The 26,294-nt window shown below is 43.7% G+C and carries 22 protein-coding genes; 7 read left to right on the forward strand and 15 right to left on the reverse strand.

What is annotated here, in order from left to right:
• Positions 1–31 precede the first annotated feature (31 nt).
• Together JFC08_RS06115 and JFC08_RS06120 are read right to left on the reverse strand one after the other, a co-directional pair.
• Positions 32–718, reverse strand: coding sequence for a hypothetical protein (locus JFC08_RS06115; protein ID WP_198330099.1), 687 nt, complete (start codon positions 716–718; stop codon positions 32–34).
• Positions 719–961: 243 nt separating this feature from the next.
• Complete coding sequence (locus tag JFC08_RS06120; RefSeq protein ID WP_198330100.1) at positions 962–1,705, reverse strand: hypothetical protein; 744 nt, start codon at positions 1,703–1,705, stop codon at positions 962–964.
• Positions 1,706–1,872: 167 nt separating this feature from the next.
• Between JFC08_RS06120 and JFC08_RS06125 the strand changes: the two genes are divergently transcribed.
• On the forward strand, positions 1,873–2,475 hold the full coding sequence (locus JFC08_RS06125; RefSeq protein ID WP_198330101.1) for a LysE/ArgO family amino acid transporter: 603 nt from the start codon (positions 1,873–1,875) through the stop codon (positions 2,473–2,475).
• Between the two features lie 134 nt (positions 2,476–2,609).
• Here the strand turns inward: JFC08_RS06125 and JFC08_RS06130 are convergent, their stop codons facing one another.
• The 4 genes from JFC08_RS06130 to JFC08_RS13765 form a co-directional block, all read right to left on the reverse strand.
• On the reverse strand, positions 2,610–3,992 hold the full coding sequence (locus JFC08_RS06130; RefSeq protein WP_198330102.1) for an NAD(P)-binding domain-containing protein: 1,383 nt from the start codon (positions 3,990–3,992) through the stop codon (positions 2,610–2,612).
• Positions 3,993–4,290: 298 nt separating this feature from the next.
• Complete coding sequence (locus JFC08_RS06135; protein WP_198330103.1) at positions 4,291–4,932, reverse strand: MarC family protein; 642 nt, start codon at positions 4,930–4,932, stop codon at positions 4,291–4,293.
• Positions 4,933–5,224: 292 nt separating this feature from the next.
• Entirely contained in the window at positions 5,225–6,085 is an 861-nt protein-coding gene (gene nadC, locus JFC08_RS06140) for a carboxylating nicotinate-nucleotide diphosphorylase (RefSeq protein ID WP_198330104.1), read from the reverse strand.
• Positions 6,086–6,255: 170 nt separating this feature from the next.
• Positions 6,256–7,344 carry an NUDIX hydrolase gene (locus JFC08_RS13765; protein WP_227697675.1) on the reverse strand — a complete coding sequence of 363 codons (1,089 nt, stop codon included), beginning with the start codon at positions 7,342–7,344 and terminating at the stop codon, positions 6,256–6,258.
• Positions 7,345–7,614: 270 nt separating this feature from the next.
• Between JFC08_RS13765 and nadA the strand changes: the two genes are divergently transcribed.
• The 3 genes from nadA (at position 7,615) to JFC08_RS06160 (ending at position 11,644) form a co-directional block, all read left to right on the forward strand.
• On the forward strand, positions 7,615–8,754 hold the full coding sequence (nadA, locus tag JFC08_RS06150; RefSeq protein WP_198330105.1) for a quinolinate synthase NadA: 1,140 nt from the start codon (positions 7,615–7,617) through the stop codon (positions 8,752–8,754).
• Between the two features lies 1 nt (position 8,755).
• Positions 8,756–10,672, forward strand: coding sequence for an L-aspartate oxidase (gene nadB / locus JFC08_RS06155; RefSeq protein ID WP_198330106.1), 1,917 nt, complete (start codon positions 8,756–8,758; stop codon positions 10,670–10,672).
• Positions 10,673–10,750: 78 nt separating this feature from the next.
• A complete protein-coding gene (locus tag JFC08_RS06160) occupies positions 10,751–11,644 on the forward strand; it encodes a phosphatidate cytidylyltransferase (RefSeq protein WP_198330107.1) in 894 nt (297 codons plus the stop codon).
• A gap of 7 nt (positions 11,645–11,651) precedes the next feature.
• On the opposite strand, the gene JFC08_RS06165 is transcribed toward JFC08_RS06160, so the two are convergent.
• Genes JFC08_RS06165 through JFC08_RS06175 form a run of 3 tightly spaced genes read right to left on the reverse strand, consistent with a single transcriptional unit; the run spans position 11,652 to position 16,466 of the window.
• The gene (locus JFC08_RS06165) at positions 11,652–12,467 is read right to left on the reverse strand and encodes an SDR family NAD(P)-dependent oxidoreductase (RefSeq protein ID WP_198330108.1); all 816 of its coding nucleotides are present in this window, start codon (positions 12,465–12,467) and stop codon (positions 11,652–11,654) included.
• Positions 12,468–12,475: 8 nt separating this feature from the next.
• Positions 12,476–13,687, reverse strand: coding sequence for a patatin-like phospholipase family protein (locus tag JFC08_RS06170; RefSeq protein ID WP_198330109.1), 1,212 nt, complete (start codon positions 13,685–13,687; stop codon positions 12,476–12,478).
• Positions 13,680–16,466 (reverse strand): alpha/beta fold hydrolase, encoded by a 2,787-nt coding sequence (locus JFC08_RS06175; RefSeq protein WP_198330110.1) that lies wholly within the window; start codon positions 16,464–16,466, stop codon positions 13,680–13,682. Before JFC08_RS06175 ends, JFC08_RS06170 begins: the two co-directional genes overlap by 8 nt.
• A gap of 269 nt (positions 16,467–16,735) precedes the next feature.
• Between JFC08_RS06175 and JFC08_RS06180 the strand changes: the two genes are divergently transcribed.
• Positions 16,736–17,647 (forward strand): LysO family transporter, encoded by a 912-nt coding sequence (locus JFC08_RS06180; protein ID WP_055124515.1) that lies wholly within the window; start codon positions 16,736–16,738, stop codon positions 17,645–17,647.
• 273 nt (positions 17,648–17,920) lie between these two features.
• Here JFC08_RS06180 and JFC08_RS06185 read toward each other — a convergent pair whose 3' ends face one another.
• The 6 genes from JFC08_RS06185 to JFC08_RS06210 form a co-directional block, all read right to left on the reverse strand.
• Positions 17,921–18,394 (reverse strand): hypothetical protein, encoded by a 474-nt coding sequence (locus tag JFC08_RS06185; protein ID WP_198330111.1) that lies wholly within the window; start codon positions 18,392–18,394, stop codon positions 17,921–17,923.
• Positions 18,395–18,478: 84 nt separating this feature from the next.
• A complete protein-coding gene (locus JFC08_RS06190; protein WP_198330112.1) occupies positions 18,479–19,672 on the reverse strand; it encodes a hypothetical protein in 1,194 nt (397 codons plus the stop codon).
• A gap of 60 nt (positions 19,673–19,732) precedes the next feature.
• Positions 19,733–20,362, reverse strand: coding sequence for an OmpA family protein (locus tag JFC08_RS06195; protein ID WP_198330113.1), 630 nt, complete (start codon positions 20,360–20,362; stop codon positions 19,733–19,735).
• 12 nt (positions 20,363–20,374) lie between these two features.
• Positions 20,375–21,094, reverse strand: a complete 720-nt coding sequence (locus JFC08_RS06200) for a thrombospondin type 3 repeat-containing protein (protein WP_198330114.1) — start codon at positions 21,092–21,094, stop codon at positions 20,375–20,377.
• 52 nt (positions 21,095–21,146) lie between these two features.
• Complete coding sequence (locus tag JFC08_RS06205; protein ID WP_198330115.1) at positions 21,147–22,415, reverse strand: FAD-dependent monooxygenase; 1,269 nt, start codon at positions 22,413–22,415, stop codon at positions 21,147–21,149.
• Between the two features lie 73 nt (positions 22,416–22,488).
• Positions 22,489–23,796 (reverse strand): FAD-dependent monooxygenase, encoded by a 1,308-nt coding sequence (locus JFC08_RS06210; RefSeq protein ID WP_227697676.1) that lies wholly within the window; start codon positions 23,794–23,796, stop codon positions 22,489–22,491.
• A gap of 621 nt (positions 23,797–24,417) precedes the next feature.
• On the opposite strand from JFC08_RS06210, the gene JFC08_RS06215 reads away from it, so the two are divergent.
• Positions 24,418–25,512, forward strand: coding sequence for a PhoH family protein (locus JFC08_RS06215; protein ID WP_045445157.1), 1,095 nt, complete (start codon positions 24,418–24,420; stop codon positions 25,510–25,512).
• Positions 25,513–25,664: 152 nt separating this feature from the next.
• Positions 25,665–26,279 carry an rRNA maturation RNase YbeY gene (gene ybeY / locus JFC08_RS06220; RefSeq protein WP_198330116.1) on the forward strand — a complete coding sequence of 205 codons (615 nt, stop codon included), beginning with the start codon at positions 25,665–25,667 and terminating at the stop codon, positions 26,277–26,279.
• Positions 26,280–26,294 lie beyond the last annotated feature (15 nt).

Genomic DNA, 26,294 nt, shown 5'->3' on the forward strand with positions numbered 1-26,294 from the left:
CTCTTCATCGTTTAATCACACCACTTTGCCTTTACAGTTTAATATTCTCAGCACTCACATTCTTACCAGTTGCGCCAGTTGGATTTTCAATCGCTTTAATTTCTATATCGGTATTAGCATTAGCACTACTAACATTGCTATCGAGCTTTTGCATATCTGTCGTAGTAGCAGGATTATTAAAGCGTTTTTGTAGATAGCGGTTGGTCGCCAGCAGCTTTTGACCATCTTGATGATAAGAGGCATTCAGTAAATCATCAAACTGAGTATTAATGGTACGTAATACATCTAATAGCGCTTCTTTTCCAGTCACATTAGAGTGCTTAATTTTGGTCGTGTCAGCGCGCGCGCCATCCCCCACATCTAAGTCGTGCAAGCGGCGATAGTCAGTCACAGCAAGTGGCACATGCCTGTCCATTAAATTTTGAATTATGATATAGGTTTCATTGACCGTGTCTTTATCGTCTATCTTGCCATCATTATTGGTATCGCCATAAATGACCCGCAGCTTCTCCCCTTTTTCATTGATTTGGTCAAGTGCTGTTTTGACTTCAACAGGCAAGCTTTTTTCTGGGATATAACCCAATTGCGGCATCTCTTTGTACTCAAGCATTTTAGGCGCAGTCATTTTTTTGACACCACGATACCCCAGATATAGCCCAGCGACTGGTAACACTCCATATAAAATGAACATGACAAACATCGCAGTAACTTGAGTCATTAGAGTATCCTAATTTTTGAATAAAATGGCTTGGTAAACTTCTTGTTATTTTAAATTTCTTATTATTCTAAATAAGATAGATAGTTATTATTAAACAAAAAAATAAGGCTCTATTAAAGCCCTATATTGTTATGCATTGCGTCGCTTGTGTGAAAACCATGTTAGGACGTGTCCCCAATTTAATTACAGCTCTAAATTATGTTAATTTTATAATGCCAATTAACAGCCATTATCTATTAGTAATTAACTTTTTGTCCGGCTTTTGACATAACGGTGCGTTGAAGCCAAACGATTCATCACCGTTTGATGCAGCTCATCTAACAATTCATCAAGCTCATAATCAATCTCTAAAAACAAATCCATCAGCATGTCACCTGCCGTCATCTTGCCTTGCACCATATTGTTTTTGGTACGGTGCGGACTAAAACGCTGTAATTGCTCATAATGATGGAGGGCTTCTGGAATGCTCTCTGAAACCAGCTTATCGATGACAAATTGGCGTTCATTATGCTGCTGTTGTTGCTGCTCATTGAGCTCACTGCTCCACTCACGATAGCGTTTTAACTTACCATTGATACGGTCTAGTATCGCAACCGCCTCGATGGGCATGGCGTTTAGGGTGGCTTCATCGACCACATCAACAAGCTCAGTCATAATCGGGCAGCGTCCATGTTTGAGATACCATAAAGTATCGGGGTCAAAAGGTGGTCTATTGGTCGGGCGCATCTGAGCGCGATTGGACAGGTAGCGATCAGTCAATGGTGTCGGCGTTCTGATATCACTCACTTGCGCCAAAGCATCACAAATACGTTCGCTGCGCTCAGGCGGCGTCAGTACAGAACGCTGACTGACAGCTTGATCGTTTTTATCATTATTTGTACTATTATTATCAGTCACCTCTATATCTTGACTGATAGCCATCTCCTGAGCATTTTTGGCTGCTAGCGTTGGCAGGTCATCTTGAGCTTGCCCAAATGACTTTAGCATTCTTGTCAGACTTACCACCATGACCTACCTTGCCCCTCGTCCCGTGCACGCTTATTGCGCTCGTATTGCATAGATTTATCCAATAGCGTATCTTAACAGCTTTTTACCGCTCTGCCAGTAAGCAAAATGTCAACACCTCTCATCCGCCCCCTGCTAAGCACACTATTATGAATGCGACCGACTACACCTCTGGATTCTTACTTGGGCTATCGCTCATCATCGCGATTGGCTCACAAAACGCCTTTGTACTCAAACAAGGACTCAAACGCGAGCACATATTTTTTGTCTGCTTATTTTGCGCGGTCAGTGATGCGCTGTTAATCTCTGCTGGCGTTGGCGGTTTTGGCGCGGTTACGGCGCAATATCCGCAAGTGGTCAATATCGCAAAATTCGCTGGCGTCGTATTCTTGCTAGGCTATGGATTGCAGAGCTTATATGCCAGTGTGCGCGTCACACATGCACTCACCGTCGAGGGACAAGTCGTCACCAGCTTAAAAAAAGCCCTGCTATTATGTTTTGGCTTTACTTGGCTCAACCCACACGTTTACTTAGATACATTGGTACTCGTTGGCATGGTTTCAACGGGTGCTAGTAGTAAGCTGGCATTTGCAGTCGGTGCAGTCAGCGCCTCATTCTTTTTCTTTTTTGCGTTAGGTTATGGGGCTCGATTACTCAAACCATTATTTGCCAAACCAAAAGCGTGGAATATACTCGATGCTTTGGTAGGGATACTCATGTTGTATTTGGCGTGGCACCTTTACCGAAGTTAAAAACAACGATAAAGGCAAAAATAGGTGATAGGCTAAACCATTAACACAGCTCCTAAATATGAATATAAGAATAAAAAAAGCCAAACACATTGTATAAATGCGTTTGGCTTTTTGGAATCTGACACTTTTACTATTTACGATACTTTTTTACGCTTTTTAGGCTTAACGAAGGTTAAGTTCAAAAAATGCTCAAGCGAGTCATCAAGGACGTCCAACCAAGGCTCGGGCAACTCAGGCGATAGCGTGCCTGTTAACGTAGAGCGATACGCCTTTTCTCTAAAGGTCATGATATTATCGGCTTTGTCTTTTTGCCATTCTTTTAAGATTTCACCCTGTTTTTCAACTGCAAATTCTGGATAATCGGTCGCGTTGGTTAAATCACGAATATAAGCGGCTTGAAAGTCGATTGAATCGCTGACCGTCACGCACTTCGCGTAAGTTGCCAACCACTTTTTCTCATCTGCTTCACGGTGTACCAATTCAGGTAACTCGATATCGCCCATCATCACATCACGTGCATACCATGCTTGAGCGTCAAACATATTAAAGGTGAAATACTGATCCTGCATACCTAAATAAATGAGCTTTGGGTTTGGCTGCCAGAAAATCCCTTTGTACAAGTTGGCTGGATATAAGCAGTTATGCGTTTGCAGACGTAACTCATCGGGCATAAAGGGGAAATGAAACAGATAACCGGTACACATAATAATGGCATCAAATTTTTGGCTGCTACCATCGGCAAAATGCGCCACATCTTCTTCAAAATGGGTGACCAAAGGCACTTCTTTGATGCCCTCTGGCCAATCATAGCCGAGTGCTTGCGTACGATAGCTGATAGTGACTGATTTGGTGCCATACTTATAGCACTGCGTGCCAATGTCTTCGGCTGAATAACTACTGCCGATGAGCAAAATATCTTCGTCTTTGAACTCTAAGGCGTCACGAAAATCATGCGCGTGCAGAATGCGACCGGGGAAAGCTTCTAACCCTTCAAAGTAAGGCATGTTTGGCGTGGAAAAATGACCCGTCGCTACCACGACATAATCAAATTCTTCCACTTCTTGCTCATTGGTTTTATGATTCATCACCGTCACGGTGAATTTTTGCGTCTCATCATCGAATGACACCCAACGTACTGGGCATTCAAAGCGGATGTATTTTTGGATATCTTGTTTATCGATACGCCCCATAATGTAATCTTTTAGGACTTCACGCGGTGGGTACGAGGGGATCGCTTCACCAAAATGCTCATCAAACGAATAATCAGCAAATTCTAAGCACTCTTTGGGACCATTGGACCACAAATAACGGTACATACTACCGTGAACAGGCTCACCATTTCTGTCTAATCCTGTGCGCCAGCTATAGTTCCACATACCACCAATAGCGTTTTGCTTTTCATAACAAACTATCTCAGGTAAGTCTGTTGCACCAGCCAATCGAGCCGCTTCGAAAGCGCGTAATTGTGCTAAACCACTTGGACCTGCACCTAAAATAGCAATTCTTTTATTACTCAAGACTAACTCCTATGATAATAGTTGTCTGTCCACTGTAACATATTTTTATGAATGGTGTTTTTTTCGAATACTTTTGGTGATTAATTGGCCATAGCTTAAGACATGACTATTCTCAAAAAAGGACTTCTAACCGAATTTTTGATTTTTAAATTTGATATGGGTTAGCACGTACTTTTCTTTCATTAGGACGTATTAAACATTCATAAATCAGCACTGTCAGTGCTAGGGTTGAATACTCAACACGCTCATTGAGGAGTAAATCAAAAAATTGACGGACAAACATAACGTAGCAGCGTCATTACACTAAATCAGGAAATAAAGTGCGTAAGCCATTAACGATAATTTCGATAGAAACTGCCGCCAATAACATCCCCATAATTCGGCTCATGATGTTCAATCCAGTATCACCCAGCAAGCGACTGATACGACCTGCCGCCATCAGTGCTAGATAACAAAACAGACTGATAAATAAACCAGCAATCAATATGGCAGATACTTGCAAAATACCAGAGACTTGTGAAGAATAAATAATCACCGTCGAGATACCACCTGGTCCAATCATCATTGGAATAGCGATAGGCACAACCGCTGCTGCCATGGTGGGCGGCGCGTCTTGTACATGGTCAACATCGAAGTTTTCTTGATCGGGCTTCACGGGATTACCGTCGCCATTCATCATATTAAGAGCAATCAAAAACACCAAGATACCACCTGCCAGCTGAAACGAGCCGATAGAAATACCAAGTGCCTTTAGCAATGTCTCGCCTGCTACCGTAAAGAAACTAATAGTGATAAAAATCGTCAAACAAGCAACACGCGCCACTTTGCGTCGATTACTCATCGAATAACCACGGGTCAAATCCAAAAATAACGTCAAAGCGCTAAAGGGATTAATCAGTACCATAAAGGCTAAGATTATCTTGATGATTTCAGTATTCACTGAGCGCTCGCTTGTCTATTAGTCAAATCGGGCAAAAAGATAAGGTCATCGTGCGAGTGCAACGATGACCCAATAGATGGTTAACAATAACTTTGTAGCTTATATTGTATCATAGGCAGATAAGCTAATTAAATCATTAACTTTGCTTACCTTTCTGGCAGCAGACTATCAACGAAAATAGAGGCTCAACATTGACCTATCAGCCACCATTTGGCGGGTAAATAATCTCATAAAGCTTAATCGCTAAAACAGGTATGTGAAGACAGGCAGGTAAAGACAGCCATATTGAAAATTATGCGCTAAAATCAAGACCGATATCTAATGCCGTGGTACTGTGCGTCAAATAACCCATGGCAATAAAATCAACACCCGTTTTTGCTGCTGCTTGCACCGTTTCAGGAGTAATACCACCTGAAGCTTCTGTTCTAGCGCGACCTTTACACATCGTTACTGCCTGCACTAGTATTTCAGGGGACATATTATCTAATAGCACCAAGCTCACGCCAGCGTCTAATGCCTGCGCTAATTGCGCTAAAGTATCGACTTCTACTTCGATGGGAATTAAATGCCCAGCAAAATCTTGGGCTTGTTTAATCGCAGTCTTTATATCACCAGCAATGGCAATATGATTGTCTTTGATTAAAATAGCATCATCCAGTCCCAAACGATGGTTGCGCCCGCCACCGCAGCGTACCGCGTACTTTTGTACAATGCGCAAGCCTGGAATGGTCTTACGTGTACAAGTAATTTGCGCAGGATACTCTGCCACACTATCTACAATTTTTCTGGTATCTGTCGCAATGCCACTCAAGTGGGTCATAAAGTTGAGCGCGGTACGTTCTGCTGTCAGTAAATGGCGCGCATTACCACACACACTAGCCAAGACTGTACCCGCGTCAACCCATTTACCATCAGCAACTTGAGCCACAAACTCAATCTGAGGATCAACCATCGCAAACGATAAACGTGCCAAATCCATACCACATATCACGCCTGCTTGCCGCGCTTTAATCTCTAACTTCGCTTGCATATCGGCTGGAATGGTGGCTTGTGATGTGACATCTCCGCGTCTGCCCAAATCCTCAGTTAGCGCAGCTTCAACCAAAGGTCTAAGCAATACGTCATCCAATGCTGGTTCTTTTTTAACTGTCATCTTTAACCCTTAAATAAACGTGGCGTTCATATATGCTAATGCAATTAAACTCAAAATGAGCATAAATATAGCGTAAAGCTAACAGCCTCGCAAGGAACCGTCATCATTTTGTGCAGCCTACAGGTTTTTATAATCATCAAAATAAAGATGGCAAGGTAGTATATTGACTCCTATTTACGCTTAGGCAACTTACTATCCATCAATAAGCTTTGTAGTTCAATATCATGACGAAATCGATAAAGCTTGGCAGGGCGACCACGTTGGGCACTACTACTCTGCCCTGTCTCCATCACAAGTTTTTGTGAATCTAGCAAACGACGGAAATTTTGCTTGTGCAAGCGCATTCCTGAGAGCGCTTCTACGCTTTGTTGTAATTGTGACAAGGTAAATACATCTGGCATCAAGCCAAAAATAAGCGGTCGGTACTCAATTTTGGCACGCAGCCGTGAAATAGCCGTTGCAATCACTCGGCGATGATCATAATACATTGGCACCCCAATGAGCTGTGACCAGTTTTCAGGTAGCTTATTTTGATGGCTCGGTTGGTGAGCACTTTGATGAACGCTTTGATGATTCATTGAATAGCTGGGTGGATAGTTTGGTGCTTCCGGTATCAGTCCCGCTTCATACAGCATCTCATAGCGCAGTAACACATGCTCAGCGACCCACTCTCTATTTTCATAATGATCGTATGCTGTGTATTCATTATCCGCATTTTCACTTGTGGGCATATCACCCACTAAGAGCGCTTCACTTACACCCCAACATAAACCAATACGCTGACGGCGGCGCTGCTGAATGCCTGAATCTTTAGCGCTATCTGCCCAGCTCAATAATGCTGGCACAATATTATTCATAATGATGCTAGGTATGCCATCCAAATGATTTTCCCAAGGAAAGTAATCATACCAATCACGCCACAATGCTTGGCTTTGTAGCTGCGGCGTTTGTGTCTCTTGCACCAGTCCCAAATAGCTCACGTAGACCAATGCGTGACCATCAACATTGCGCCTATTGGTATCGACAAAGGTATAGAGCTGCTCCAAATAACCAAGTGGTTGCTGTGTTTGCTCCTCAACCCATTGGCGCACACCCGCTTGCAATGAGCGATGCAACGGCATCAATGGACCATTGGGTAACAGCTTTCCTTGATCAACGGTTAAGACCCGAGCGGTATGCTCAGTAATGGCGACTAGCACGGCCACGACTTCTGTGGTGCCACTACCTTGCTGATGCGCGTGTGAATAAGACAACGTCATGACTTTAGTGATTACCTTTTATTTTAATTATTAAATAAAGCTCAACTTCTAAGCTGTTGACCATTTGCTCAGTATAGCTTGAATCAACGATTATCATAGCTTGTGGTTGTAATTATATAAAATGAGTCTGTATAAATCATAAATATATAAAAAGTACTTGTATTTATGCTCAAAATGAGCATAATTAAAACATCTGACTAGCCAGCGATATTAATTGACTTATTTTTAGCGGCATATTGCTTGTCGTTACTGCCTAAAAGGTTTGCATCTATGAAAACTTATCCTTACGACGCGCCCATCATGAGTAATGACAATCGCATTGCAATACAAATGAATATTGAATATGCCAAAGCTAAAATGCCAGCAGACTTGCCGCGTACTGAACGTCTCATGGTCGAGGAAAACATCAAACGGCTATTAAAAGCGCATGATGCGGTATTGGTCGCCCATTATTATGTTGACCCCTTTATTCAGGATTTGGCATTAGCAACGGGTGGTTGTGTGGGTGATTCGCTGGAGATGGCACGCTTTGGGCAAGCGCATAGCGCCCAGACATTAGTGGTCGCTGGCGTCCGCTTTATGGGTGAGTCGGCGAAAATTTTAAGTATGGAAAAAACAGTACTGATGCCAGACTTGGAAGCGGAATGCTCGCTTGATTTGGGCTGCCCTACTGACGATTTTTCCGCATTTTGTGATGCTCACCCTGAGCGTACGGTTGTCGTTTATGCCAATACTAGCGCCGCCGTCAAAGCCCGTGCCGATTGGGTAGTGACCTCATCGGTTGGCATAGACATCATTCGCCATTTGCATGCTAATGGTGAAAAAATTATTTGGGGGCCTGATCGCCATTTAGGTAAATATATTGCTGCTGAGACTGGCGCAGATATGCTGCTTTGGCAAGGCTCGTGCCTCGTACATAACGAGTTTAAAGCGACCGAGCTAATGCAATTAAAAGAGGATCATCCAAACGCCAAAGTGTTGGTACATCCTGAATCCCCTGATAGCGTGGTAGCGCTCGCCGATGTGGTCGGCTCGACCAGTAAGCTGCTGCAATCGACTTATGAGATGGATGCTGATACCTTTATCGTCGCTACCGATTTGGGCATCTTGCATGAGATGCAAAAGCGCTCACCACATAAGCGTTTCTTAGCTGCACCTACTGCAGGTGAAAGCGCCAGTTGTAAGAGCTGTGCCTTTTGCCCATGGATGGCAATGAATGGTCTAAAAGGTATTAAACAGTGCTTAACGCAGCGCAGCGGTGAAGTTTTGATGACACCTGAGCTGGCAGTCGCGGCTAGAAAACCCTTGCAACGCATGCTTGATTTTGCCGAATCACAAAAACAGCGTGTAGCAGCGAGCGGCGATATTGTCAAAGACCGTGAGTTATTTGCCAATGTCGGAGCTGCCTAATATGAGCGCGGCATTGACAGCGGAATCATTAGGTCTCGATAGCCCTGCTGCTATGGTACAAAATGACGTACTTATCATTGGCGCGGGATTAGCAGGCTTAAGCACGGCTCTAGCATTACCAAAATCGCTAAACATTACTGTATTGAGCAAAGCCGCCTTGGAAGTCTGTTCCAGTCATTATGCCCAAGGTGGTATCGCGGCAAGCTTGGATAAAGAGGACTCTGTCGCTGACCATATCGCCGATACCCTAATCGCTGGCGCAGGGTTATGCGAAGCTGACAATACCAGCAGCATTTTAAGTGCCGGGCAACAGGCCGTCCAATGGCTATGTGAGCAAGGCGTGCCTTTTACCCAAATAACGCAAGAAGATAATGCAAAACCTGTCACCAAACTACAGACTGAACTACAAACTGCTGACTTACATTTAACCAAAGAAGGCGGTCATGGCTGTCGGCGAGTTGCACATGCCGATGATGCCACTGGTCGGCATATTATGGAAGCCTTGACTATAAAGGCGCAAAACGCTGCCAATATCACTATTTTGCCTTATCATGAAGCGCTGAGCCTTTTAACAGACAGTGCCAATCCAAATAAGCAATGCCAAGGGGCGCAAGTTTTTGATCATAATAATCAACGACAACTGACTTTTTATAGTCGCACAGTCGTACTGGCTAGTGGTGGCATGGGTCAATTATTTAAGCGTGCCAGTGCACCCAACGTCTGTGTCGGCGATGGTGTGATGATGGCATGGCAAGCAGGCTGCCGCTTAGCAAATTTAGAATTTATCCAATTTCATCCGACGGGCTTAGCAGTAGCAGACAGTAGTTTTTTAATATCGGAAGCACTACGCGGTGAAGGTGGGCGGCTGACCTGTCCGCAAACCGGTGCGCGCTTTATGTTGGAAATTGATGAGCGGGCAGAATTGGCACCACGCGATATCGTCGCTCGCGCCATCGCTGAGCAGATCAGTAATAATGGTCTTGGCTACGTACATTTAGATGTTAGTCATTTGCCAGAGCAATTTTTACGAGAGCATTTTCCACAGATTTATCAAACATTATTCAACCTCGGCATTGATATGACTAGGGAACCTATCCCCGTTGCCCCGACTGCGCATTATAGTTGCGGTGGCGTGGTTACTGACGCCAATGGTGTAACCGATGTGACAGGGCTTTATGCAGCTGGCGAAGTTGCCTATACAGGTTTGCATGGTGCGAATCGCTTGGCGAGTAATTCGCTTTTGGAATGCGTGGTGGTTGGGCGCAATATCGCTGCTGACTTACCGCGATATTTAAAAGCATTGGACAATCTAGATACCGTTGACGTTTATGATAATTTACATTTATCAGCAACTGCCATCTGGACAGCACCAACGCTCAAAGACATTCAAGCTATTAAGCTTCCTTCTTCTCCTACCATTCTATTTAATTTATCTCATTGTGATGACACTGATATCGTTACCCACGATTATGCTGGCAAAATAGTCACAGAATTAAAAGTTTTAATGACCTCCTATATGGGTATCACTCGCAATGCCGAATCATTAGAGCAAATACTGATACAGATACAGCAATGGCAACAGTGGCTTGAAAAAACTAGGTTAAATCAGTCCAGTATCAGTACTTTAGATGGCACTATCACTGCTGATGAGCTGACACTATTTCAATTAGCACGACAATTACAATTAGCCACGTTGGTTATTCAGTCAGCTTATCAGCGTTATGAGAGTCGCGGTGGTCACTATCGTCAAGACTATCCGCATTTGGCATCCACACCTCAAACCAGTGTGATTGCGCCCTTATCGAAGCTAAAAGATGATGACAAAACAAGCAGCAAAGAGGGTGGCATTGATTGGCTGCTTCAGCCTATAATCGATGACACAGAGGCTAGAGTAGTAAATACAATTGCTAACATCTAACAGCAATTGGAGGCTGCCACTTTAGCCATGACAAAATGGTAATTCACCGTTTTCTATTGAACTCAAAGTGCTAAAAACATGGCTGCTGATACGCTATTTGTGATCGGACTTATGATGGTCGTCAGTGTGACGTGGGGCATGCTTGCCCTACCTCGCTTACGTCAGCACTTACCGAAAATTTATTTGATCGCCCGATCATGGTGGCTCATGTTAGCGACGCTTTGCCTTTGTTATGTTATCGCTAAGGTAACGGATAATAGCCAACCCTCACAACCTCCTACCTACCCCTACCAATGGCTGCTCATCGCTTTTTTCATCTTGATTGGTCTGCGTGGCTGCTACGAGATTAAACGCTTATGGTGTCTGCGCAACAAAGCTGTGCTGATTGAGAAACTGCAAGCGCGCGGTTTACAACCCAAAATAGTGCCTTTTAGCCAAACCTCTTCCCATTCTACTCAAGCTTATACACGTCTAAATCTGTTAGACCTAATCTTTAGCTCTGCTTTTATCACACTGATTGTCAGCCTCATTGCCTTACAACAATTAATCTGGCAGCGCGAGCAGTATGGCGTTTTATTTTTTGTGTTATTCGCCAGTCAATTTAATGATATTGCCCAGTATTTATGCGGAAGATTGCTTGGTCACAAACTGTTTAAGCGTGGTCTTGCCCCAACTATTAGCCCCAATAAGAGTATCGAAGGCGCTCTTTTCGGCAGTATGCTAGCGGCGATATTGGCAACGCTATTAGGCATTTGGCTCACGCCTTTTAACTGGTGGATTTGCTTATTAGCCGCTTACGGCTTAGCGGTCAGTGGTATCGCTGGAGATTTATTAGAATCCGCCTTTAAACGTCAGCATGGGGTAAAAGACACCGGTACGATGCTCGCCGGACATGGCGGCGTATTAGACAGAGTAGATAGCTTACTCATTGGCGTGCCGCTATTTACCTTGTTTTATTGGCTGCTTGGGTAAGCTGTTATCAAGTCGTTTTATCCAATTTACTGCGTAATATCCAGTTAAGCACAGGCTTAGGCAAATGATTGAGCGCCCGAGTAATATAGCGCATGGAGCATGGAAATATGGCCAGCTCAATATTTTTATCAATGGCTTGCATAACATGCTTCACCGCCGTTTGCGTATTCATTATGAATGGCTTATGACTGGCATCGCCGTCATTCAAATCGCGTAATGCTTGAGTATCGATATAACCTGAGGCGATGCAGTTGACTTGAATATGATACGGCGCAAGTGCCGCTCGATAAGCGCTGGCAGTCGCAATCATGGCACGTTTGCTTTTGGCGTAAAGGCTGGCATAAGGATAATCCATAGTACCGGCGATAGACGCGATACAAATCAAGCTTAGTCTGTTATTTTCGTTGAAATCTGATGAATATCTTTGTTGCTTTAACTGCTCGCTTGCCCACCTAAAAACCTGCTCAAAGGCTTGAAAATTAATCGCGAGCATTTTATCGCTGTCCGCTTGATTGAGACGATGGACACGCTCGTTAGTGTAACTACCAGCGCTATAAATCAATCTTTGAAAATTGATATCAGACCAACTCTCTAACAACGTTTGTGTTTGCGCCCTATCGGTTAAATCACAGCAGTGAGTAACAATGTCAGGATGCTGACTATTAATATGGGCTATCTTCTCTACGCTATGACCAACCACGCTCACTTGCCAGCCAAGCGCTTGATGATGCAGCGCCAACGCCAAGCCAAGTCCACTCGTACCGCCAAAAACGATAAGATGCGATGGCTTATGCACTGAAGTAGACTGTGTGATATTTTTCATTTGCAGGTTCATAGACCATGCTGCTGTATATAGTCAGTCGTACGCTGATAGCCATATTGCCATTGCGCCTGCATTTGCTGCACAAAGCCATCATAGTCACTGTGAATAAGTTCAACGGTCATTTGTCTGATATTAAAACGCTTTTGTACATGCTGTCCTGCCAACTGCTGACCATTATCTGCAAAGGGCAACCAATGGAGCTGATTCACTCGATGCTTGATTGCAGTAGAATCAGCGAGCGACAGTATTTCTGCTGACTCATAACCATGCACTTGTGCCAAACGCTCATTGGGGTCAAAACCAAAAACGCGCTGAATCGCTGGTGCCGCCAGCCATGAATCATAACCTGCCTTGGTCTCTGCAAATACCGTTTGTCCCAGTTGACACGCCAGCTCAATCGGTGTCAGATTAATCACTCCGCCCAAGCACCAACCAAGCGTTTCAATATGCGTTGGCGGTAGATAATACATATCTGCCATAGAAGCACGAACCGCTGAATCAAACGCCCACTGCTTTACAACATTTACTGACTGATGGATACGCCCATCAGCAAACGTATGTGCAGGTGAGTTAAGCATTTGCTCAAAGTGCTCTGATGCGGCCAAACGCGGTGGTGCAAATAACAACTCTTGCAGCTTAAACTCATCATAAACAGAACTATCAGCAGTAGGCATTTGATTAAGCGTTTGATTGGGTGCTTGATAGATTCGGCTAGCGATAATGGCTATCTCTGGCGCGGTAGGGTTATATAGATTATTGTGATTAGGAGAAAAATGGGACAACTCTTCAAGCCATTGTCCTTCGTTATCGACTCGAAACATCGCTAACTGCTGCAACTCATCTAATAGTCGCTCATAGTTATCTGCTTCTTGCTGTTTTTGGCGGTTAGAAACCTGCCGTGATAACCGCCAACGTTTAAGTGCCTGCATCATATAACGTATCTTTAATCGCCTATTGGCTTCGGCTGGCGCAACATGTCTGATTGCCGTAATGACACGATACAACTCACGACTGCACATGAGCTCCTGCAAATCCTTGGGGTCAGGCGCTAGATTGACCAAATAAGCCGACAGACTGCCACCGCAAGTGCCGACGATGATATCTGGCTTCAAATCATGGGCAACCAATGCCGCATAACTGCCCAAATAATAGCCAAAACGTGAACCGCCCCCTGAAAAAAGTTGCACACGCTCATAGGGCTTGGCATGCGTATTATTCATGATTGGTTGAGGTGATTTTAATTGCCAATGACACGGTAAAGATACCAAAACGATCGATACGCATAGCGACTTTCTTAAAGCCAGCATTTTCAACCAATTGATCCATTTCCGCTTGCGAGCGACAGCGCATCACCCAACTGCTACCGCGATGATTGTTTAAGGTTTTACTAATGAATTCCTGCTCAGGATGCCAAGGCTGATTGGTATAAAGTACATAACCACCAGATTTTAAACTTGCATAAATGCCTGCCAATGCCGTCGTTGGTAGCGTATTGTCAGAAAACAATTCAAACACGCCAGAGGCGATAGCAATATCGAATTTTTTATCATCAAGACTTTTAGCATTGGCATTTCTCTTCTGCATATTAGGATAACTGGCAGGGTCAAACGCATCTTTTTGACAAGTCATCACACGATCAGCAATCTCTAATTGCTCCGCCTTTGCCTGTAACGCTTGGATATTATGCTGCTCATAATCGCGTAGCTCAGCGTGCAATTTGATAAACTCTTTCAATAAATCAAAGGCGTAAAAGCCATGTCCACTAGCGATATCGAGTAGTTTTGGTTGGTATGGTTTAGTACTGCTCTGGTTTTTGTCTTCAATATATGCCAGAGCCTCGCATGCGAGTTCTAATATATGCTCGCGGCGAATACGAATTCCTTGCCAACCAATATTGCTCAAGTAAAACTTATCAACCGCCTGACCAAATTTATTCTGCCCACTCGGTTGATTATAATAAACGTGATCGAGCGAATGCCCCGAATCAAAGCCATGCTCCAGTCCTGTGGCAATCGCGTCGCTGACATGACCAAATTTTTGCATGGCAAATCGAGTAATGGCAAAGCTTGGGTTAAAGGGTTTAATCGCTAAACGGTCAACCTTATCTTTACTGGCACTATTCATATGCGCCAAGCTCAAATCAGGCGCTTCAGTGTCCTTACTGAATACTTGCTCAGCGAAATTAATACAATCGGCGAAGACATCCGCTTTATTGGTCTCATGAAAGATTGCATGATAGCTGTCTGGATATAATTGCCAGCGTTTATCAGTCGTATTAATTGCCTCATAAAAATCGCGCTCTGCCTGCTTGTCGACCACGTAATCTTTACCTGCACATAATACAAACGTCGGTACAGTAATAGCGCTAGCATCATCGAGCAAGCGTTGACCGGTTGCATGAGTATCGATAAGCAGATCAGTTGAAATGCTATTAGAAATCAGTGGATCGGCATTGTAAGCTTGCTGCGCGTCTTTATCATGAGTCAATACTTGCGCTTTGACGTAACTGCTCACGCGTGACATCAGTCCAAGCGCGCGAGCCACCTTTAGCGACGGTATCGCAAATGGCATGTACAAGCGAATACTCAATGCAGGCGTACCCAATATCATGCCACGAATATTTGGGGCGTAATCATGTACCCATGCTGCGGCGAGTACCGCACCGATACTACTGGCGACGATTAAGGTATCCTCGATAGCAATGCCCGTTTGCCCGATAACCAATTGTACAAAACCGTCTAAATCGCGCTCAAGCTCGGTGACACTTTCGGCATGATCCTTGATACCACCTGAGCGCCCATTACCACGCGCATCCCAAGCAAATACTTGATAACCTGCCATAGCAAACTGCTCTCCAAGTTCTGCTAGTCGTCCCGAATGCTCGTGACCACGATGTAACAGAATGACTTGACGCAAAGGCTGACTGGCTTGTTTGATACCCTCTAAAGGCATCGTTAGCCAATAGCGGTAATAAATCGCCGTGCCATCGTAAGCGTTATAGCAACTTTCACCGCTTATCAATTTGGAAGACGATAAATTGAGCGTATCGCTAACCTGCTCCACTTTTTCATGACTATCGAGAGGGGTGGTTGGCATTGTCTTAGGCTCCAAAAAGGAAGTTTTAATAGCAGAATTTGATAAAGGGACATTTAATGAAGAAAAATTTGATAGAGGATAGCTTAATAAAGAATAATTTGATGAAACAGCATCGAAAAATAGCGTATTGGGTTGACCAACATTCTCTTGGCAACCAAGAAGAAAAACTGATTGATACGATGCGTCTGGTATTGACTCAAGAGTTTCTGAGTAATTTGAGCGAAGCGCGGGTGGTTTACGCATCACGTATAAATCTGCCATATAACGCAGGCGATTCAAGCAGGTTTTTAGTAGCAGCGCCTCTGTCAGTATCAATAGCGGACCCACTTTGATATGCGATAGCGCGGTCGGCGCTTTAGTCGCCATAAAAGTGCCAAGCAAACCCAGTAAAAAAGCACGATCGCTTTTGCCTAGAGGTCCTTGGTTTGCTCTAATGTCTAACATCGTATTACTGGTGATACCTAGTAACTCAGTGCTTATACTAAGCGCAATCAGACCGACAATATGACGCTGATGGATTGATATACGGTTTGGTAAATTGACTGCCGACGCTTGTAAGTTGCCATTAGCAACATGCGGATCTAAACTTGCGATAAGCGCCGTATCAGCCACGATATCACCCACTTCATTAAGCACTGCACCAAGCCTTGAGGCTTGCCCATGCTCACGCGCCATCATGCCATCGATAGCATTGAGCGCCATACGCACAAACAGTGATGAAGGTAACAGCAACCATAATGCCTGCTGCTCAGTTGCGGGTTTGGCAATCATATAGGCCGTACCAAGGCTCAATAATACAGCTGACACCGTCACTTGATTTGCTGTCACCTTTTGCTCGACCAACGCATCACTTATTGGGCGCAGCTGATCTTGAAACTGAGACTTGAGCTGATATAGCGACATGAGGCAAGCCAAATATAGTAAGTCTATTAATGTAGCAACAAAAGTTGGTCAGGTAAATACTTAAGCGTTGTTAGCAGTCAAATTATCATGAATGAAATCCTGACTTACGGCTTAGTGATTCACGATTTTATCTTAACGCTCAATAGTTGGTCGTTAAACAGTCAGCTTTTACAAGGAATCTTAGCCGCTCATGTCAGCATTGATCGTTTCATGTGATACAATTTCCAGCTTCTTAAAAACGCCTTTGAAAATGCCGCGAGCCAATCACCATGCAAAGCCTAGTTACCCTTGTTCTGGTATTAATGCCAATGTTTATTGGCTTTGCCATTCCTTCTCATCCAACCATGACAAAGCTTGCAGATAAAGGCTTATCTTATCTGGTATTTATCATCTTAGCGCTGATTGGTATTGAGCTGTCACAAGTTGAAGGACTTGGCAGTCAGATAGGCGAAATTGCGCTGTATGTGACCATACTATCGATTTTGACAATTGGCAGTGGTTTATTTGCCCTGATGTTATTTGACCGACTGCGTCCATGGCATGCCAAAAAACCCAGCGTAAAATCTAAAGAACATCGCGTAAGTATCCGTGGTAGCCTCGCTCAAGTCGTTTGTGTGGTCATTGGTATGGTGATTGGTTATTTCTTACCAGACAATTATATGCCGCCTGAAAATACCATGACGGTGATGCTGATGATATTAATTTTGTTGGTCGGCATTGGCTTAAAAGGCTCAGGTATTACGCTAAAAGAAGTGCTGCTGAATAAGCGCGGCGTTGAGATGAGTGTCATCTTTACACTAGCTGTATTGGTTGGTGGCTTGATATTTGCGCTGATGTTCAGTGAGGTATCGTGGACCAAAGGCTTGGCACTGGCGTCAGGGTTTGGTTGGTATTCGTTATCAGCGATTGTGATGACCGATGCTTATGGCGCGGTTTGGGGCAGTGTCGCGCTATTTAATGACTTGGTACGTGAGTTTTTTGCGCTGATATTTATTCCCGTGTTTATGCGTAAATATCCATCAGCAGCAGTTGGACTTGGCGGCGCGACGAGCTTGGATTTTACCCTGCCAATTATTCAGCAATCAGGTGGTCTAAAGGTCGTGCCATTGGCGATTAGTTTTGGCTTTATTATCAATATCGTCTCACCAGTGCTGATGGTGGTGTTTTCGGCGTTGGGGTAAGAATAATTTTTAACGGTTGAAGAAAATCAGTCGTTATTATTCGAACAGTTCACAGTGCTTGGCATATTCACCATATTTTTGCATATCAGAATCATATTCAAGATTCATCAAATCATGAAATTCACTACTCGCCATTAAAGTTGCGCGGCGTTGTTTTGCCTCAATATTTTTAAGATTGAGCTTTTCAAAACTTGGATCTATAAACGCTGTATCTGTAACTATAATCTTATTTGAGCACTCATAAGTACGGATACGCTCAGCATCGATATTATATTACAACACTAAATTATTCTTAATAATTAGCGCGCGATTGCGTGATAAAGAATCGAAACCAAAAGTCGCTAAAGCATCTTTATCTATTTCACTTGTCGCTGCATGACCGAAAATAAAAACATTGGCTTTTGAGTGATCATTAAGACTTTCTGCTATTTTCACAAATACTGCATCATAGATATCAGATAGCTGACTGCTCATTTGCGAGAAAAACCCATTGAACTCCATTTCAAGTGCCTCGCCTCCCTCAATTATTATTTCACAGCCTTTAGCATCAATTACTACATTGGGTCGCGTTTCAGGGCATTCGTCTATAGCATCAAGCACACCATCACCATCTGAATCAGGAATATCTACTTGCATCGTCCTGATATTTTCATATTGCGGTATAGTTTTGGGCGGTATAATTTCAGTAGTTTGGCAACCAACTAGCGTTATAAATGTGGTTAATAATAAAATACGATAGCGTTTCATTATGATTCTTCCTTGAAAACAATACTTCTATGAGATGACCCAAAGCTCATTTACCTGTCAAGTAAAAGTAAAGTAAAATCTGAATTAAGCCATCGGCAGCGCTTTATCCACCTGACAAGCACGGTCATGCCATTGTACAAAATCATCAATACTGGCTTGTACTTTGCTGTTATTAGCAGCTTCTTTACCAGCCATACTCTCAACATAATGGCACGCTCGATAGTTTTTGGCATACTTATCATAGTCAGCCAGCCACTGTTTACGCGCTTTTAACGCGTCTTGACGTTGCTCAATGCTGCGTTCTACCTCTGTGTCCTCAAAATCAAACCAAAAGTCTTTCGCAGGGATATCTTTAGCCAACTTATTATTCTCAACCTCACTCATACGCCACGGCTTGGCAGTAATCCGTGCTCGAAAGCACTGCTGCACCTGACACAGACGAACATAATTGGTATCCGCATGGAAATACGCAAACCAATCTTCTACCACGTTATCACTTGGCGATACAACATCGTGAGTCGCAATAATACGAAAGCCTGCAGGTGTTTGATATAAACGAAAGCATTCGGTAGGATGATTAACAATACGTTTTTTGATCAAATCCGTCATATAGGGCAGTAACGAGGCGGCGTCATCGGCATATTTTTGCGCTCGGGTCTTGTCTCTGGCACTGGCTTGTTGCCACAAATAAGCAGTGGCAACAAACATAACTACTAACAGCCATAACCATGACAACCCCAACCAAGCGATAACACTGGCGATGAGTATAAAAACAACAACAAAAAACCAAATTTTAATTTTGCTGGCGGGATTGCTTCGATTAACGAGAAAGGCAGGCATAAAGCCATGATGGTCATAATCATCAGGATAGATATGACGCAATAAATCATCATTATCGACATCGATAATGGCAATATTATCGACGTTAGCCACTTGGGCACCGTAGCTGTTGCGCGTGACAATGAGCTTCATTACTGCTGCACTATTATTAGATAATTCATTTTCTGGAAAATCATGCTCATAAATAATCTTTTCACGAATAGGAATGCTATTGCCTTCGTTATACTCTTCCCTGCGCTCACAACGTAAGATATCTTCACCTGCCAGCCAGCGATTATGCGCCTCATTGACTCGTGATTTAGCATGAGTTAACGCTGCACTTTGACTGACGTCCGACCAACCATAACGTTTGATAGTAGCTTGCTTGGAAGGTTTACTAGACGTTTCTAGCGATTCAAAGCGCTGTTTGTGTTGCGCCCAGTATTTAGGGATAAGCATGAGGTTTGCCTTTGGAGTATTTGGATTGAACGAATGGTCAATAGTTGATAAAAATTTGATTTAAAATTTAACGCAGATGCCGTTTTTTAAATTGACAGGATACTCATTATCAGGTTCAGTTAATAAACCATAGACCCGACGATTAAAAGACCTCCCCTCATCCATATCATTGGGTGCGATAGGCGCTCTAGCCTCACAATTTAAGGCCATTAATCGACTAGAGGCTATGCCATGCTTTAATAAAAGATAGTTTTTGATCATCAGCGCTCTATTTTTAGGTAATGAGCTTAATTCTTTATTGATTTCATCCTCTGAAGCATGCGCTTCTATTTTAAAGATAGCGGTATCATACTCTTTCATTCTTGCCGCTACTTTATCCAGTTCAACTTTATATTTAGGTATTAGTTCACTACTACCTTTAGCAAAAAAGGCGCGATATTCCATTTTTAAATTCATATCGGGTCCCATAATGAGGTGACAGCCCCTGTCATCCACTACTACATTACCTTTCATTTTTGTATTTGGACATTGATCTAACTCATCAGGCACGCCGTCGCTATCTAAACTAACCGTTATATTTGGCATCTTAATAGTTTGGCTTGTTTGCTTAGACAAGTCAGCGGTTTGACATGCGGATAGCGTTAAGACGCTGATTAAAACAACAAGCATACTTCTCAATAGCGTATTCATAAATTATTTCTTCTAGAGCTGCTGACAGACTTCTTTATAATGCTTCAAAGAATGCTGCTCATCAGGGTAATTCCTAGAATATGCTTTATCAGCTTCTATTACCGCCCCAAAAACTCTTTGATTCAACAATGACATTTCAGCAGCATGCTTTTCAGTTTCAATATTAGCACCTTCATTATTAACACCAAGCTGAATTTTATCCCTGCAATCAAACGCCAAAATTTTATCAGCAACAATCCCTTGCTCTACTAAATAATCTTTGACTAATTTCACGCGATTACTCGCTAAGTGCCTATTATTAGGCGTGGCGTTAGTGGCTTGACGGTTTTCAGCTTCAGCTTTGGAGATATGACCTGATAAAATGGTAACTAAATTAGTGTTATTACGCGTTTTTTCAGCGACCTTTTGTACTTCAGTTAAATAAGCTTCGTTGGTTAGGGTAAGGCTATCTGAGGTGAAATAGACTCGAATATCCATTACTAGTGACCCAATCAAATTGACCGCCACTGGACAACCATAGGGATCAACCTTGACCTCTTCAGCAGTGTTAGGACAGTTATCAAGTTCATCGGGCACGCCGTCATTGTCTGTATCTGCAAGTGGCTCTATCAATACTTTAGGTGTGTTGTCTGCCTTTTTATCTATTGTATTATTTTTAAGTGTAGATTGGCAGGAGGCTAAAATAAAACTAGCTATTACGATGGCTATCGCCATCCATGACTGAGTCTTCATACGCCATCCTTAGTTTAGTTAAAAAGTTCAATTAATAATTTTAGTCAAAACCCTAAACCCCACTCGCCTGCTTAGCAAACAGTCTCATCAATGGCTTAATTTTGCTAACGCGGTACATACCTTCGCTACGGATTTGTTGAATAGGACGCATCTGTGCAAGTGACCCTGCAAATAGCCAATTAAGCGCGGAAAAGCTGTGCATCATTAGACTGTTATGCGGACGGCGCAAACGCTCGTAGCTACGCAACGTTTGATTGCTGCCCCAACTGGTTCTACCACTACGTTCAAAATCATGTGCCAATTGCTCGCTTAAAGTCTGTACATCGAGCATGCCCAGGTTCAACCCTTGACCCGCCAGTGGATGGACGCCATGCGCTGCATCACCGATCAAGACTAAATTGTCCGCGACGTAGCTTTTTGCTTGTTGCGCGGTCAGTGGAAAGCTAGCGATTGACTCAATCTGAGTGATAGCACCTAGCTCATAGTTACTGGCAGCCGCCAATTTATCAGCAATGACGCGCGCGTCCTCCTCTATCAACGCCAATGCTTGATTGCGCGGCAATGTCCATACGATCGACTGCCAATGTTGTGGGTTGGCTTTATCTGCATCAGTAATATCAGCGAGCGGCAATAACGCTAGCGTACCTGTGGGCAGCATTGCTTGGCGCGCAGTCGCTTGATGCGGTTTTTCGGTGTGAATCGCACAGCAAATAGCGGTTTGATTATAATCAAGTGTATCTAGCCCAATCGCCGCTTGCTGACGCACAAATGAGCCACGACCATCAGCACCAACCAGCAGCATCGCATCGATAGCAGTATGATTATCTAACGTCACACGGTAGCCTTGCTCTGCACCTAGCCAATCCATGTTTATGACTTTTTGCCCCGCGATAATGGTTAGATAGTCACTGACATCATCTTCATACAGGCATTGCCATAATGCATGCTCAATGATGGCAGGCTCGACCATGCTACCGAGCATTTGCGGTAAATGATTGTTGGGATGATTATCGCCGCTATCGCCAAATAATAGCTCACCCATACCGTTTAGTTGCCACACCTGCATTTGCGAGTAGTCCGCTTTACGCTCTGATGCTGCTATCTTTTGCCATGCGCCCACGTCTTTAAGTAAGTTAATACTGGCAAGACTCAAGGCATAAACGCGCGCATCCCGCTTGCCAAGCACCTGTTGCCATTCTGAGTCATCACGTGCAGGGCGAGCATCAATTAACGTCACGGGCATTTTTGCTTGCGCCAACTGTAAAGCAAGCGTTGCCCCAACAATACCGCTACCGATAATCAGCGTATGATTATTCTTCATAAGTTATTCCTACAGTTAAGTGCAATCGTATAGAACATTGGTCTAAACCGTTAATATACCGTGATATGGCAAACTAGGACTTTAATCCCATCGCGTAGTTAGCGACTAGTGGCTTAATATTTGGCAGTTTATCAAAGGCAACCAAGGCTACATTTCGCGCCAACTTAATAGCTGGGTTAGGATGGGTAAAACCATGTACCACGGCATCACAGAAGCGAATGACGCGTTTTTGATCGCTTAGACGTGCTTTCTCATAGCGTTTTAACAGTTGCGTATCGCCGATGTCTTCGCCTTTTAGCACTTGCGCGCTCATCATTTGTGCCAGCACATGGGCATCGCGCATACAGAGGTTAAAACCTTGTCCAGCGACAGGGTGCAAGGTATGGGCAGCATTGCCCATGATGACACAGCGACCCTCTACTTGCTTGTCTGCCAGCACGCGTGTCAGTGGATAAGCGCCGCGGCGACCAGCAGCGACAAACGTGCCCGCACGCTCACCAAAGGCTTGCTGCAATGTCGCTAAGAAATGCGCATCGTCTGCTAAGTATTTATTTTCTTCTCCTTTTGGACATACCCAAACTACTGAGCGTCTATAGCCTTTTTGATAGCCGTCATTGCCATCGCCGTCTGGATCGGTCAGTGGCAACACCGCCAATGGCCCTGCTGGACTAAAACGCTCAATCGCTACATGCGCGTGTGGCTTGTCCGTTTCTACCACACCGACGATAGCGGTTTGCTGATAATCATAAGTTGTCGTGCCAATATTTAATAATTGGCGTACCGTCGAATCGCGACCATCACAAGCGACCAAAACGCTGGCCTGCAATTGCTGCTCATGCTCTTCTTCATCATAATAGTTAAAGCTGAGCGTCACCCCATCCGCTTGTTGGGTCACGGCGCTGACACTGGCATTATCGATCAAAGTGATTAATGGCTCTTGCTGCGCGGCTAATAAAAGCTTACGTCCGAGCCACGCATTTTCCATCACTTGTCCAAATGACTCGACCCGCTCTTCAGCTTTGTTTAACTGGGCGCGTCCAAAGCTGCCTTGCTCACTAATCTGCACCGCATCGATACGACAAGCATGACTTTGCAACTCATCCCATAACCCAATCTCTTGATAAATCTGTACCGTACGACGTGACAGTGCTGTATTGCGGCTGTCTAAATAATGGCTGCGATTGCTGTCCTCATTTGGACTGATGGTTGGGTAGCTATTTTTTTCTAATAACGTGCTAGCAATACCGTGATGTGCTAGTAACAGTGCAAAGGACAATCCCACATGACCACCGCCAGCGATGAGGACTTGCTGCTCAGTAGCTGCCTTTTTATATTCAAACTTTTTTTTAGCATTCGATAAATTTACATCAGTATTTTGCATTATTATTCCTAATTTTCATGTCTATTTTACGCTGTTGGGCGCACGCACTATAAGCGATGAATAATCGCTAGAATTATTTTAATTTTTTAGGGCGTATTGAATATTCGCGCATCGGCATAGCCTTAGTCGAATGCGTAATACGCCCTAACCTTCGTCAGCTTTCATCAGCCTTTATATTTTAAACTCAGCAATAAAGCACTACGACATCATCCATAGATTACCACAGATCGCCTCCAACTCTGTGGCCTTAACAGTAGCCAAAACGTATAACTGAAACGCTTGATTTCGTCACGCTCTAAACGTTATTTGCAATACTGTAACCCGCTCAAAAATGGACATAAAAATATCAATGTCGAAAAGCGGTTGCAATCGTCGTACAAAAACAGTGGCATCTGTTCGACGTATGGCTTGAAATTTAAAATCTATCGACCATAATAAAGGCAAGACCGTTACTTATCACCACTCCTAAAACGAATAATAATTCTACCGTCATTTCTATCTCTATAACGTAAAGCCAAGACCATAACGACCGACTATTTTATCTCTTAAACCCGCAATGCCATCAAAACCAAATCATAGCATTGGGGTACATAATAAAAGGATAATCGCTTGACTGATTCCATGAGCCGCCGTATAAAGTTTGAATCATTGACACCATCACAGCTCAAAACCGTGCTTGGTGAATACAACAACCACATGAAATATATCCAACAACGCCTCGATATCAAAATCATGCAGCGTCAAGGTGACTTCTGTTTGAGTGGCGACATATCGAATGTCGAGCGCGGTGAACGTATTATTTATAAACTGGTAGATGAGGCACAGAATACCAAGGACATTAGTGCAGCGGAGCTACATCTTATTATCCAATCGAGCATTTCTCGTGATGAAGATATGGAAGCGGATGAGCAAGAAGCCAAGGATAATGCAGACGCTGAGGCGGACTTAGAATCAGCTCACGAGTTTACGCCAGTTAGCTTACGCACGCGTAAAGGTCGTATCATTCCTCGCGGTGGCAATCAGCAGACCTACGTCCAAAACGTACTGAACTCTGATGTCTCATTCGGTATTGGCCCTGCTGGTACGGGTAAGACCTATTTAGCCGTGGCTTGCGCCGTGGATATGCTTGAGCGTAATGAGATTGAGCGGATTTTATTGGTGCGTCCGGCGGTAGAAGCTGGTGAAAAACTGGGCTTTTTGCCCGGTGATTTGACCCAAAAAATCGATCCCTACTTGCGTCCATTATATGATGCGCTATATGAGATGATCGGCGTTGAAAAAGTGGGCAAGCTGATTGAAAAACAAGTCATCGAAATCGCACCCCTTGCCTATATGCGCGGTCGTACATTAAACAACTCGTTTGTCATCTTAGATGAAGCGCAAAACACCACGCCTGAACAGATGAAAATGTTTTTGACCCGTTTGGGTTTCGGTTCACGAGCAGTAATTACAGGTGATATTACACAGGTCGATTTGCCACGTGGTCATAAGTCAGGCTTAGCACAAGCAATGGAAATCTTAAGTGGTATTGAAGAAATTCATATCACCAAGTTTGATTCAAAAGATGTGGTACGTCATCAATTGGTACAGAAAATTGTAGAAGCCTACGATGTTTATGATGAAGAACAAGTAGCGTTAGAAGAAAAGCGTAAGTTTGAGCGCAGAAAAGAGCAAGAGCGTAAACAAGTTATTGCTAATGCTGCAGCCAAGCTATAAACGGTCTAGCCTGCTACTTAATGTTATAAAAATGCAAAGCCGGATTACTGTCAGTAATCCGGCTTTTTACGACGAGAGCTTTTTAGGTTTACTCATAAGTTATATCAGATGATAAAGCACACCATCTTACAATAAAGTAAAAGGATAATGGCATGAGCCAAGAGAAGGGTAACAACAGCTTTGACAACCATGATACAAATGAGCGTGCTGGCGATGATGCCAGTTTAGCAGCACTTGATATCAGTGCCACCAGTAGTATTGATGATGACATACTAGACACTTTTTATGATCGTAAGCACTTACAGTCTGTGATGATGGCAGCGTTGGATTATATCGATGGGCGCATTAAAGAAGGTCTAACGCTACCCTATTTTGTAGATATCGACCCTGAGCTATGGCAAGAGAAATCTAAAGTATTAGACATATACATTACCGATGAAATCGAGGGTCAGGCATTAAATCTGGAAGCACGCGGTAAGGATTATGCGACCAATATTTTATCTTATCCAAGTGATCTGCCAGCCGCAATTATTGAGCTGATGCCAACGCTACCTCTCGGTGAGCTGGTCATCTGTCATGGCGTCATAGTACGTGAAGCCGCAGAACAAGAAAAGACAACCGCACAGCACATTAGCCATTTACTGATACATGGTGTGCTGCACTTATTGGGTTTTGATCATGAGCTTGGACAAGCCGAGCAAGATGAGATGGAACGGTTTGAAATTGAGATTTTAGCAGGTCTCAGCCTTCCAAACCCTTATGCTTAGTTCGAATTTTTAGCG

Origin of the sequence: Psychrobacter cibarius, from assembly GCF_016107535.1 — a bacterium.
Classification (GTDB): Bacteria; Pseudomonadota; Gammaproteobacteria; order Pseudomonadales; family Moraxellaceae; genus Psychrobacter; species Psychrobacter cibarius.

Excerpts from the sequence above, each read along its gene's own strand:
- JFC08_RS06115 (WP_198330099.1), bottom strand. The coding sequence starts at position 718 with ATGACTCAAGTTACTGCGATGTTTGTCATGTTCATTTTATATGGAGTG.
- JFC08_RS06120 (WP_198330100.1), bottom strand. The coding sequence starts at position 1,705 with ATGCTAAAGTCATTTGGGCAAGCTCAAGATGACCTGCCAACGCTAGCA.
- JFC08_RS06125 (WP_198330101.1), top strand. The coding sequence starts at position 1,873 with ATGAATGCGACCGACTACACCTCTGGATTCTTACTTGGGCTATCGCTC.
- nadC (WP_198330104.1), bottom strand. The coding sequence starts at position 6,085 with ATGACAGTTAAAAAAGAACCAGCATTGGATGACGTATTGCTTAGACCT.
- JFC08_RS13765 (WP_227697675.1), bottom strand. The coding sequence starts at position 7,344 with ATGACGTTGTCTTATTCACACGCGCATCAGCAAGGTAGTGGCACCACA.
- nadA (WP_198330105.1), top strand. The coding sequence starts at position 7,615 with ATGAAAACTTATCCTTACGACGCGCCCATCATGAGTAATGACAATCGC.
- nadB (WP_198330106.1), top strand. The coding sequence starts at position 8,756 with ATGAGCGCGGCATTGACAGCGGAATCATTAGGTCTCGATAGCCCTGCT.
- JFC08_RS06160 (WP_198330107.1), top strand. The coding sequence starts at position 10,751 with ATGGCTGCTGATACGCTATTTGTGATCGGACTTATGATGGTCGTCAGT.
- JFC08_RS06165 (WP_198330108.1), bottom strand. The coding sequence starts at position 12,467 with ATGAAAAATATCACACAGTCTACTTCAGTGCATAAGCCATCGCATCTT.
- JFC08_RS06170 (WP_198330109.1), bottom strand. The coding sequence starts at position 13,687 with ATGAATAATACGCATGCCAAGCCCTATGAGCGTGTGCAACTTTTTTCA.
- JFC08_RS06175 (WP_198330110.1), bottom strand. The coding sequence starts at position 16,466 with ATGTCGCTATATCAGCTCAAGTCTCAGTTTCAAGATCAGCTGCGCCCA.
- JFC08_RS06180 (WP_055124515.1), top strand. The coding sequence starts at position 16,736 with ATGCAAAGCCTAGTTACCCTTGTTCTGGTATTAATGCCAATGTTTATT.
- JFC08_RS06185 (WP_198330111.1), bottom strand. The coding sequence starts at position 18,394 with ATGAAACGCTATCGTATTTTATTATTAACCACATTTATAACGCTAGTT.
- JFC08_RS06190 (WP_198330112.1), bottom strand. The coding sequence starts at position 19,672 with ATGCTTATCCCTAAATACTGGGCGCAACACAAACAGCGCTTTGAATCG.
- JFC08_RS06195 (WP_198330113.1), bottom strand. The coding sequence starts at position 20,362 with ATGAATACGCTATTGAGAAGTATGCTTGTTGTTTTAATCAGCGTCTTA.
- JFC08_RS06200 (WP_198330114.1), bottom strand. The coding sequence starts at position 21,094 with ATGAAGACTCAGTCATGGATGGCGATAGCCATCGTAATAGCTAGTTTT.
- JFC08_RS06205 (WP_198330115.1), bottom strand. The coding sequence starts at position 22,415 with ATGAAGAATAATCATACGCTGATTATCGGTAGCGGTATTGTTGGGGCA.
- JFC08_RS06210 (WP_227697676.1), bottom strand. The coding sequence starts at position 23,796 with ATGCAAAATACTGATGTAAATTTATCGAATGCTAAAAAAAAGTTTGAA.
- JFC08_RS06215 (WP_045445157.1), top strand. The coding sequence starts at position 24,418 with ATGAGCCGCCGTATAAAGTTTGAATCATTGACACCATCACAGCTCAAA.
- ybeY (WP_198330116.1), top strand. The coding sequence starts at position 25,665 with ATGAGCCAAGAGAAGGGTAACAACAGCTTTGACAACCATGATACAAAT.